This is a genomic window from Acinetobacter sp. ATCC 27244, assembly GCF_000156555.1.
Classification (GTDB): Bacteria; Pseudomonadota; Gammaproteobacteria; order Pseudomonadales; family Moraxellaceae; genus Acinetobacter; species Acinetobacter haemolyticus.
This window is the reverse complement of the sequence record NZ_GG665963.1, coordinates 32529-43155: the sequence shown is the minus strand read 5'-3', so window position 1 is coordinate 43155 and position 10627 is coordinate 32529. Positions and strand designations below refer to the sequence as shown.

Genomic DNA, 10627 nt, shown 5'->3' with positions numbered 1-10627 from the left:
ATTGGATATTGGTAATGATCGTGCCGTATTGACCTGCTGAAGTGAGTAGAAAAGGCTTGGCTGGATTTTTCGTTGCATAATCACATATATAGGATTGATGGGTGTGACCAGAAACAACGACATCTACGGCTGGATCGAGACGTTCAAGCACGTCGATCAGTGGCCCACTCAGACCTTCACATGTTTTTTGATTAAACTTGGTACTTGGAGCCATTCCTTCGTGTACCACCATCACAATTGCTTCAATACCTTGTTTTTTTAATTCAGGAATCAACGCATTGACGGTATCTGCTTCGTCATGGAAATTTACATCGGTAATACCTGCCGCAGAAACAATACTTGGCGTCGCTTCGAGTGTTAAACCAATGAAGGCGACTGGAATACCACCATAAGTTTTGACTTTATAGGCAGGGAACAACGTCTTTTTGGGATCAGCTTTCATCGAAACATTCGCTGCCAAAAATTCAAACTTTGCCCCAGAGAAGTTTGGATTAATTTGACAAGGTTTTGTGGTGGTGTATTGCTGGCAACCACCATTTTTTAAGCGGCGAAGTTCATCTGTCCCACGATCAAACTCATGGTTTCCAACGGCATTGAAATCAATTTGAATATCATTCATTGCTTCAATGGTAGGTTCATCTAAAAATAGTGATGAAATTAATGGTGAGGCACTAATCAAATCGCCAGCAGAAACGACCGCATTATTTGGATATTGGGCACGAAGTTTCTTAATTGCATCGGCAAAATAACTGACACCACCAACTGGAATGCGTACTGTTTGACTATGATCATGTGGATCTTCAGCTTCAATAAATCGTTTAGGTGGTTCTAAGTTTCCATGAAAGTCATTGAATGCCAGCACATTAATGGTTTGATTCTCACGTTCAACTTTGCGTGACTGTTTATCATCATTGTCATTACAAGCAGTGAGTGCCAATAAAATGACGCACAATGCATTTACCTTAAAAATAGTACGTGTTTTCATGGTTTTTTGATCAAGTGGTATAAGATTGTTTTTAAAGATAAAAGATCAGTATGAACCTTTGATGAAATAGTGTGCGATGATGGCTGTGCGTAGGTAGTACATCGATTGGGGATTACATCCAAGGAATTAATATTGATGCAAAAATGATAGTCAATTGTACGATTTACCGTCTATTATTGGCGTGGATGTGATTAAGCAACACGAAGCTGCAAAATCAAGGAATGAAAAATGGATTTGATACAAGCCAATGGTCAGCCGCGTTATGGGCGTTTCGATCAAGTACCATCACGAATTAATATCGACGACTATATTTATAAAACGCCTTATGGTCAGGTGCTGAAAGGGTGGCGTAAGCACCTTAAGTATAAAAAATTCAAATTCTGTGGTTTGCAACATGCGCATTTTAGTATTGGAATTGCGATCGTTGATTTATCGTGGGCTGGCCATGGTTTTTTCTATGTTTACGATCATCTATCTGGCAAAGTCATCGAATGGAATGCAATTCAACCTTTGGCGATCAATACACAACTTGATGAACAACCACTATTTAGCCAAAGTCATTTTAAAAAATCGTCTTATCAGTTTGACATGCAACATGCCAATGGCGTGCGCTATATTCAAGTCACGAAATATGGCGAGATACAACTGAAAGCACGTATTTTTTGTGCTGGAACAGATGCACTGAGCTTGTGTAGTCCGACAGGCATTAATGGTTGGACGTACACCCAAAAGCAAACAACGCTGGCGGTCGAGGGATTTTTTATTAGTCCTGATCAGCAACGGATAGAGTTCGATGCCCAAAGTCTGGCTGCTTTAGATGATACTTGTGGTTTTTTACGACCAGAAACGGCTTGGTTTTGGCTGTCCTGTCAATTTCGTGATGCGCAAGGGCGTCGGATTGGGCTTAATCTTGCATCCGGTGTCAATGAAAGTTTTGGCAATGAAAATGCGTTATGGGTGGATGGACGTTTATATCCACTCACAGATGTTTTATTTGAACAGCAGAATGAAAAAACGTGGTCGATTCGTTCTTTGGGTGGCTGTTTAAACTTAGTCATCGAAACAGGTTGGTGTCGTTTTGAAAATATTAATCTACGTTTAATCGGCAGTCAGTTTAATCAATGGCAAGCCAAAGTCAGTGGTACGATAGAACGTGAACAAATTGAATTGGTGCAGTTGGATCAGCAATATGGCTTGTTAGAACAGCATTATGCGAAGTGGTAAAAGAAATAAAAAATCCCCTAACTTAAAGGGGATTTTTTGATAAAGGATGAATTAAAGGCCTGCTTGCCAAAAAGCTTCACCCGCAGCAATTGGATCATTGGTCTTAGCCAAAGTATCAATCCAGACATCGTATTGACGAATAACAGGGTGTTGATTTGGATGGAAGTCTTTTTTAAACCAATCGCTATATTGTGCTCTTTTTGCCGTTAAAATACCGTTACGACCAAAGAACCATGGCAAACCTTTACGCGCTAAATCAATACGTTGCCTTAGATTAAAACCATCTTTTTTCAACATTACATCAGTACGGTATAGTGTAAAACCAAACATGAGTACAGTGGTAAATACTAAAGCAAACCGACGAGTTGCTTCAGGCACTTCACCAACTTCACGCATGACATCAAAAGCAACATCTCGATGTTCCATTTCTTCAATCGCATGCCAAGCAAAAAGTGCTCTTACGAAAGGATCCGCCTCTGCCAAAGTTTCTTTTTTGCTATAGAACGTTTCTGCCATCAGTGCAGTTAAATGCTCTGCAGCGGCAGTCATGGCGATGTTGTATTGAGGGGAGCGATACTTTAATTCAAACTTAAAAATTTTCTTTAAACGATCAGTGAACTGATCAACAGGCATACCTTGTTGTTTCATGATCTGATTCATTTTGTCATGAGCGATACCGTGTTGAGCTTCTTGACGGATAAAATCAGCAACACGTTCTTGTAAGTTTGGATCTGTAATCTTGTCACGGAATAGACGAACACATTCAATAAAATAGCGCTCACCATCTGGAAAAGTGAGGCTCAATGCATCAAACATACGGGTACGAAATGGATCGCCACCAAACCAAAAGCGAGGAGCTTGGTCTAGATGGAAATCTAATTTTGTTCTAACGACTGGATCAACCTGATAGGAAACATGTGCATTCATTTGTACGATTCCTTGCCTTTTTCATAGATTCAGTATGGGAAAAGTCCGACGAAAAGTTTTGACAGTTTCAGCCAAGTTTTATACAAATAACGACAGATCAGGGTGAGATTGACATATGTCAGTTAAAATTATCATTGGGTATTTGCGATTGTTAAATCGTGTTTTACAACAGGAACATATTGATTTGTCCAAAGTTGCTGTGCCTGAACTTTGGCAAGACTTCTATTCGTGCCTTGAAAATCCTGACCAACAAGATTTTGATGTCGAACGTTATGCTCAATTATTACAGGCGGCTCAACCCTATTTCTCACGCCCAATTACCTTAGTTCTAGCAGAGCGTGCCAATTTGCAAGATCTGGGCTTAATGGGATATCTAGCATCAACCAGTTTGGACTTACAGCAAGCATTACAACTTTTACAGCGCTATTATTCTCTGATTTTTAAGCAGACCAATTTAGAGCAGCTTAATGTTCAGCAGTTTTCGGACTACATTCAAATTGTTTGGAGTGCTTCTTATCCAGATTATCGTGAAATGTATGAGCTGAATTTGGCATTGCTTTTTAAGATAGCGCAATCCATTGTTCAAGATACTTTACATCCGCCACAGATGATTCAATTTGGCTATACACCACATACTGCTTTGTTTCATTTTGAGAAATTTTACGGCTGTCCAATCCAAGTTCAATCAGGGCAATATGCAATACGCTTTTCAAATCAGATTTTGAAGGCGAAAAGTATCGCTGCTGATCAGCAATTGAATCAGGTGCTATCAACGCAGGCACAGCAATCGTTAAATCATGTCACTTCTTTCGAGATTCAACAGCAGCAGTTGAGACAAAAAATACAAAGCTTTATTGAGCAAGGATTATTACAACAAGAAGAAGTTTTATCGAGTTATGTGGCAAAACATTTGCATTGTTCTGAACGGACCTTACAACGCCAGCTCAAAGCTTATCATTTGAATTTTCAAGATATTTTGGATCAATATCGGTTGGAGCAAAGTAAGCTTTATTTGCAGCAAGGCAAGTCATTTTCTGAGATTGCAGAGCGTTTAAATTACGCAGACCAAAGTGCATTTGGACGAGCATTTAAGCGTTGGACTGGTGTTACTCCGAAACAGTTTTTAAAGACTCTTTAGCGTTAAGCCTTAAAGAGTCTCATATGAATTTTACGATGTTTTTAAGCGTGGATAATGAAAGACAATTGCGAGAATTGCAAAAATCGCTAATACCCAACAGTAGTAAATATGCCCAATCAGCTCAATTGGCGAGATCTTGGCTATTGAACAAGCCAATAATAATTGTGCACCGTAAGGAATGATCCCTTGAGTTACACAGGAAAAAATATCGAGCAGGGCAGCACTACGTTTAGGATCAATCCCATATTCTTTGGCAACTACACGCGCCATATCACCTGATAAAATAATCGCCACGGTATTATTGGCAACAAATAAATTTGAAAATACCACCAAAAAGCTGATTCCAAACTCACCTGCACGTTGGGTCCCAAATTTAAATAAACGTGTGATGGCATAAATGCGCTGGATCAACCAATGTAATCCCCCAGCTTTTTGCATTAATGCAGATAAGCCTCCCAATAACATGGATAACAATGCAACTTCAAACATACCGACGAAGCCGTTATAGATCGAGTTATTGAGTTGCAGCAAATGGAAGTCAGGTTTATTGAGTAAGCCCATCATGCCTGACAACACCACGCCAATCATCAGCACAGCCAGTACATGCAATCGGGTAAAGGCCAGAAAGAAAACTGCGAGGTAAGGTAATATCAACCAAATATCATAAGGTTTGGTCTGTATCGCCTCAGACTGGTGACTGAGAGAAAAATAAACAATTAAGGTTATAATTGCGGCAGGTAATGCAATCCAAACATTGACCTTAAACTTATCTCTTAATTCAACGTTTTGACTGCGTGTAGCGGCAATGGTCGTGTCGGAGATCATCGATAAGTTGTCTCCAAACATGGCACCACCAATCACTGCACCAATGGCATAGAGGGGCGTAATGTCCGTTGCTTGGGAAAAGCCAAAGGCAATAGGTGCACACGCAGCAATGGTCCCCATTGAGGTTCCCATGGCGGTTGCGATAAAGGCAGCGATGATGAACAGCATAGGCAACACAAATTGTGCTGAAATCAATGAAAGTCCAAGTTGAACCGTTGCATCGACACTCCCGATTGCCCCTGAGACACTGGCAAATGCGCCTGCCAACATAAATACCATAAACATCAGAATCAGATTGGGATGACTCGCGCCTTGTAAAAATTCCTCAATAGCTGTATTGAGTTTTTGTTTATACAGTAGTAAAGCTAAGATGATTGCAGGTATGGCTGCAATCGGGGCTTTAATTTGATAGAAGGCAAATTCGGTCCCGATGATTGAATGATAGATACCACTCCCGAGAAAGATGATCAAAAATACCAATAGCGGTAGCAAAGCAAGTGCATTGCTTTGTACTTTTTCCTGAGTGTGGGCAGACATAAAATCAAAAGAAAATTTAAAAAGTGGACATAGTATAAAGGAGCTTGGCTCATTTCTAAAATGTAGAAAGATTGGCTTGAAATTAGGAAGCTTTGATCATTGAGAAAAAAACGAAAATATAGATAAATGTGTAGGGGCTGTTGTTGGTGATGACAATCAGCACTGCAATCACGTCAAACTCTGTTCAATGAGCAAAAAATAGCGTTACAATGCAGTGTTTTTGTCTAACTACAAACAACTCCTCAACTTAGGGGGCTGCAAAGTGCATCTGTAAAATGTCAAGCAGGTCCCAATATAAATCAAGGAAAGCATAATCCTATGTCACGTCTTGCCACTCGTTTTGAACAGCTTAAATCTCAGCAACGTAAAGCGCTTGTTTCTTATGTTATGGCAGGTGATCCGCATCCACAGGTAACTGTTCCATTGCTTCATCAAATGGTTGAAGCCGGTGTTGATGTGATTGAGCTTGGTCTACCATTCTCCGATCCTATGGCCGATGGTCCTGTGATTGCTTTGGCTGCTGAGCGCGCTTTGGCTGGTGGAACCAATACACTTGATGCATTGGATATGGTGAAAGCCTTTCGTGAGCAAGATCAAATAACACCAGTCGTTTTGATGGGATATTTAAATCCTGTTGAAGTGATTGGTTATGAAAAGTTTGTTGCCTATGCGAAAGCCTGCGGTGTAGATGGTGTTCTTTTGGTGGATTTACCCCCAGAAGAATCAAAGCAATTTGGTGAAGTCTTAAAACAAAATGAGATGGATCAAATTTTCTTGCTTGCACCAACTTCAACAGATCACCGTATTCAACATGTGGTCGATCAAGCAAGTGGCTTTGTGTATTACGTCTCCCTCAAAGGTGTGACTGGTGCAGCGACATTAGATACTTCTGAAGCTGCAGCACGTATTGCGAAAATTAAAACCAAAACCAATGTTCCTGTGGGAGTTGGTTTTGGTATTAGTGATGCAGCGTCTGCAAAAGCAATGGGTCAAGTCGCTGATGCGGTGATTGTAGGAAGTGCTTTCGTTAAATCTTTTGCGACATTGCCAGCTGATGAGGCTGTGCAACAGACGGTGAATAAAGTGAAGGAGCTTCGGGCTGCGCTCGATGAGTTAGTATGAGTCAAGAATTAACAGCAGGGACGGTTCTAAACCCGTCAACGCCTTGGACTGAGCGTCAAGTTCCAGGTATTCAGGTTGCAAATGAGCAGCAGATCTTCAAGGCGACTTTTACTGAGCCTACGATTGAATGTCCAGAATGTCATGCTTTGGTGACACGTACAGCTATGTCATTTAATGCCTATGTCTGTCCGCAATGCGATGAGCATTTACGTATGCGTGCACGTGATCGCTTGAATTGGTTTTTTGACCAAGTGGACGCAGAACTCGGTCAAGAATTCAGTGCTAAAGACCCGTTAAAATTTGTGGATAGTAAAGCTTATCCTGATCGTATGCGTGAAGCGCAAGATAAAACAGGTGAGACGGAAGCGCTTGTAGTGATGCAAGGTTCACTCAAAGGACTAGATTTAATTGCATGCGCCTTTGATTTCGACTTTATGGGCGGTTCAATGGGTACGGTCGTGGGTGATCGTTTTGTACAAGCGGCTGAACGAGCAATTGAATTACATCAACCAATGATTTGTTTTGCTGCATCTGGTGGTGCGCGTATGCAAGAAGGTATGTTGTCTTTAATGCAAATGGCGCGTACCGCAGCTGCGATTCAAAAAATGAAAGAGGCACGTGTTCCTTATCTAGTGGTATTGACTCACCCTGTTTATGGTGGTGTCACTGCATCATTGGCAATGTTAGGTGATGTACATATTGCTGAACCAAAAGCCATGATTGGTTTTGCTGGTAAGCGTGTGATCGAACAGACCGTGCGTGAAAAGTTAGAAGAGCCGTTCCAACGCGCTGAGTATTTGCTTGATCATGGTGTAGTCGATCAAATTGTTCATCGTCACGCATTACGTGATACTGTATATCGACTTGTTGCAAAGCTGATGAATCTACCTTGAAACCACACGCTCCACGCTCTACGGATACGTTAACAACATGGCTCGATTATTGGAGCCATGTTCATGTTACAGGCATTGATTTAGGTTTAGAGCGCGTTATTCCTGTTGCTGAAAAATTAGGAGTAATGCGACCTAACGCAAAGGTATTTACAGTTGCTGGTACCAATGGCAAAGGTTCAACGACGACCACTTTGGCTGCAATTTTAAATGCACAAGGTTATAAAGTTGGTTTGTATCAATCACCCCATATTTATCGTTTTAATGAGCGAGTAAAATTAGCGGGTATTGAGGTTGATGATCAAAGCTTGGTTGATGCTTTTGTTGCTGTGGATCAAGCACGTCGTGATTGTGGTTTAAGTCTATCTTTCTTTGAAGCAACGACTTTAGCTGCTTTTGTGATCTTTAAGCATCAACAGTGCAATGTCTGGGTACTTGAGGTTGGTCTTGGTGGCCGTCTAGATGTGGTGAATGTCATTGATCCAGATATTGCAGTGATTACCAATATTGGGCTGGATCACACCGATTGGTTAGGCGATACCATTGAAAAAATTGCGTTTGAAAAAGCAGGGATTATTCGCCCAGATATTCCTGTGGTCTTTGCGGGGCAACAACAACTTCCACAAGCGATTCAAGATAAAGTCGCTGAAACTCAAGCGCGTTTGTATGCATTGAATCGGGATTATTTTTATCAGCTCAATGATGATGGTCAAAGCTGGTCATTTGCTTCTTCTGGCACCACCTTAAAACTTCCTGTTGGTCAACTTGCATTGGAGAATATCTCAACCGCAGTTGCGGCTGTATTGGCCAGTGGTCTTAAGATTTCACAGCAGGCGATTGCCACAGGTATTCAGCAAGCTCGCTTACAAGGTCGTTTCGAAATACGTCAGATTCAGGATAAAACTGTTATTTTTGATGCTGGACATAATGCGCATGGCGTAGAATTTTTATTGAAGCAGTTGCGAAATTTCTTAAAATACAATAAACAGTACACAGAAGTTGTTGCAGTATTTTCGATGTTGGCAGATAAAGATATTGCATCGGTCACGAATTTACTAAAAACAACAGTAAAAGATTGGTTTATTGCTACCTTAGATGTGCCTCGAGCCGCGCCAATGCATCAGTTGCATGATGCATTACAGGAGCAGCAGGTACTTGAGTTTGGCAGTATCCAAGATGCATTTGAAACTGCGCTGAAACAATGTAATAACAATCAGCTGATTTTAGTCTGTGGTTCGTTTCATACCTTAGAAGCGGTTTGGGAGTATTTAGAACAATGTCAATGAATAACAAACAACGTTGGATGGGCGGCGTTGTTTTACTCGGAGGTGGTGTTTTATTGGCAGCATTACTTCTTAAGGGTAATGAAGAAATAGAGCAAGACAAAGCGAGAGTGGCGCATCCAAGTGCTCAAACGGAGTCTAAACCCAAATTGGCACAGCCAGCTCAAGACAATGAAATGGTGTCATTGCAACCCTTAGCCATTGATGTTGAGACAGAAAAAAGATTACTTGAAGAGCAACGTCATGCTCGTGAGAAAGCGGTTGCGGAACAAGAAGCACGTGCTGCTGAGTTCTTAAAAATGCAGCAAGAAGCGGAAGCTGCGGCTGCACGAAAAGCAGCAGAAGAATATGCAGCAATTAATGCTAGACGTATGGCAGCGCAACAAAGTTCAGATAATATTCCACCAGAGTTGATTGAAGATGATACTGCCAAAGCCCAGCGACTCGCGGAAGAAAAGCGTAAATTAGAAGAAAAACGTAAGGCTGACGCTGAGAAAAAAGCTGCTGAAGATAAGCGTAAAGCAGAGGCAGATAAGAAGGCTGCTGAGGATAAACGTAAGGCTGAAACAGAGAAGAAAGCTGCCGAAGATAAACGTAAGGCTGAAGCGGAGAAGAAAGCCGCTGAAGATAAACGTAAAGCTGAAGCAGAGAAGAAAGCAGCAGAAGATAAACGTAAGGCTGAGGCAGAAAAGAAAGCTGCTGAAGAGAAACGTAAAGCTGATGCTGAGAAGAAGGCTGCGGAAGACAAGCGAAAGGCTGAAGAAGAAGCAAAGAAAAAAGCTGAAGCAGAAAAAGCACGTGAACTCATGGAAAATGGCGATAAAAATTGGATGGTTCAAGTGGCCTTGGCTGCAAATCAGGCCAATGCAGATGCCGTGGTATCCAAACTGAGAGCTAAAGGTTATAAAGTCACGACCAGTCCAACCTCGAAAGGAATACGCATCATGGTTGGTCCATCTAAAGATAGAGAAACTGCTGATGCAGTCCGTAAAAAGATCGCAGCGGATGAAAGTTTAAATATGAAATCAGCATGGGTGATTGATTGGGTTCCACTTGATCAGCGCTAAAATAAAACTGGGGCTTTTCGCCCCTGTTTTTTTCTAAATTATTATGGATTCGACAATTGTTGTTGAATCCATTTTACATTGTCTGTAGTGAATAAATGTTCAATGTTTTTCCAGATGACATGGTAGCCATAGCCCCCTTGCTTCATTTCTTTGACGGCATCTTCAATTGACCAATTCTCAAAAATAATTCGATACATCGCAATGGTTGCTCCCGTGCGATCAGAGCCATGATAACAATGGACTAAAACCTTCTGATTTTGTTGTTTTGCAGTTTGGATTGCTCGCATTGCGGTTAAGAGATCATCACGATTGATTGCCCATGTATAGATGGGGATATGTACCAGATTAAAATCTTGATCTTTAAACACATTCGCATCTTTATTACGTGCTCTGAGATTGATCACAGTGTGGATTTGATGTTGTTTTAAACTGGCAATCAGCTCAGCGTCAGGTTGCTCACTTCGATAGACATCTTGACTAATTTGATAGAAATTATGTGTGTTAGAAATCAATGTACCCCAATTGTTTGGGCGTTGTTCATCACTTAGGCTGGGATATTTCATACAACCATTCATGCTGAGCGTACTAATGAGAATGGTGCTGATCAATAATTTTTTCATTGTAAAGGT

Annotated in this window: 10 protein-coding genes; 6 read left to right on the top strand and 4 right to left on the bottom strand. The window is 41.2% G+C overall.

The features are described from left to right. A partial coding sequence (locus tag HMPREF0023_RS13610) for a metallophosphoesterase (RefSeq protein WP_008942349.1) occupies nucleotides 1–985 on the bottom strand: 985 nt, incomplete at its 3' end. 228 nt (nucleotides 986–1213) lie between these two features. Between HMPREF0023_RS13610 and HMPREF0023_RS13605 the strand changes: the two genes are divergently transcribed. Then, entirely contained in the window at nucleotides 1214–2209 is a 996-nt protein-coding gene (locus tag HMPREF0023_RS13605; protein WP_004640730.1) for a DUF2804 domain-containing protein, read from the top strand. Nucleotides 2210–2260: 51 nt separating this feature from the next. Here the strand turns inward: HMPREF0023_RS13605 and HMPREF0023_RS13600 are convergent, their stop codons facing one another. Beyond that, nucleotides 2261–3136, bottom strand: a complete 876-nt coding sequence (locus tag HMPREF0023_RS13600; protein WP_004640729.1) for a metal-dependent hydrolase — start codon at nucleotides 3134–3136, stop codon at nucleotides 2261–2263. Nucleotides 3137–3251: 115 nt separating this feature from the next. Between HMPREF0023_RS13600 and HMPREF0023_RS13595 the strand changes: the two genes are divergently transcribed. Beyond that, on the top strand, nucleotides 3252–4274 hold the full coding sequence (locus HMPREF0023_RS13595) for an AraC family transcriptional regulator (RefSeq protein WP_005083292.1): 1023 nt from the start codon (nucleotides 3252–3254) through the stop codon (nucleotides 4272–4274). Nucleotides 4275–4304: 30 nt separating this feature from the next. Here the strand turns inward: HMPREF0023_RS13595 and HMPREF0023_RS13590 are convergent, their stop codons facing one another. Next, on the bottom strand, nucleotides 4305–5636 hold the full coding sequence (locus HMPREF0023_RS13590; protein ID WP_008942348.1) for a Na+/H+ antiporter NhaC family protein: 1332 nt from the start codon (nucleotides 5634–5636) through the stop codon (nucleotides 4305–4307). 318 nt (nucleotides 5637–5954) lie between these two features. Here HMPREF0023_RS13590 and trpA point away from each other — a divergent pair, with 318 nt between their 5' ends. From trpA to HMPREF0023_RS13570, 4 genes are read left to right on the top strand one after another with little or no spacing between them, the layout of a single operon-like run. Then, nucleotides 5955–6758 (top strand): tryptophan synthase subunit alpha, encoded by an 804-nt coding sequence (gene trpA, locus HMPREF0023_RS13585; protein ID WP_008942347.1) that lies wholly within the window; start codon nucleotides 5955–5957, stop codon nucleotides 6756–6758. Then, the gene (accD, locus tag HMPREF0023_RS13580) at nucleotides 6755–7651 is read left to right on the top strand and encodes an acetyl-CoA carboxylase, carboxyltransferase subunit beta (protein ID WP_004640724.1); all 897 of its coding nucleotides are present in this window, start codon (nucleotides 6755–6757) and stop codon (nucleotides 7649–7651) included. The genes trpA and accD overlap by 4 nt, the downstream gene beginning before the upstream one ends. Beyond that, nucleotides 7648–8934 (top strand): bifunctional tetrahydrofolate synthase/dihydrofolate synthase, encoded by a 1287-nt coding sequence (gene folC / locus HMPREF0023_RS13575; protein ID WP_008942346.1) that lies wholly within the window; start codon nucleotides 7648–7650, stop codon nucleotides 8932–8934. Before accD ends, folC begins: the two co-directional genes overlap by 4 nt. Next, on the top strand, nucleotides 8925–9998 hold the full coding sequence (locus HMPREF0023_RS13570; RefSeq protein ID WP_008942345.1) for an SPOR domain-containing protein: 1074 nt from the start codon (nucleotides 8925–8927) through the stop codon (nucleotides 9996–9998). The genes folC and HMPREF0023_RS13570 overlap by 10 nt, the downstream gene beginning before the upstream one ends. Nucleotides 9999–10039: 41 nt before the next feature. Here the strand turns inward: HMPREF0023_RS13570 and HMPREF0023_RS13565 are convergent, their stop codons facing one another. Then, nucleotides 10040–10618 (bottom strand): dual specificity protein phosphatase family protein, encoded by a 579-nt coding sequence (locus HMPREF0023_RS13565; RefSeq protein WP_017395706.1) that lies wholly within the window; start codon nucleotides 10616–10618, stop codon nucleotides 10040–10042. Nucleotides 10619–10627: the final 9 nt, after the last annotated feature.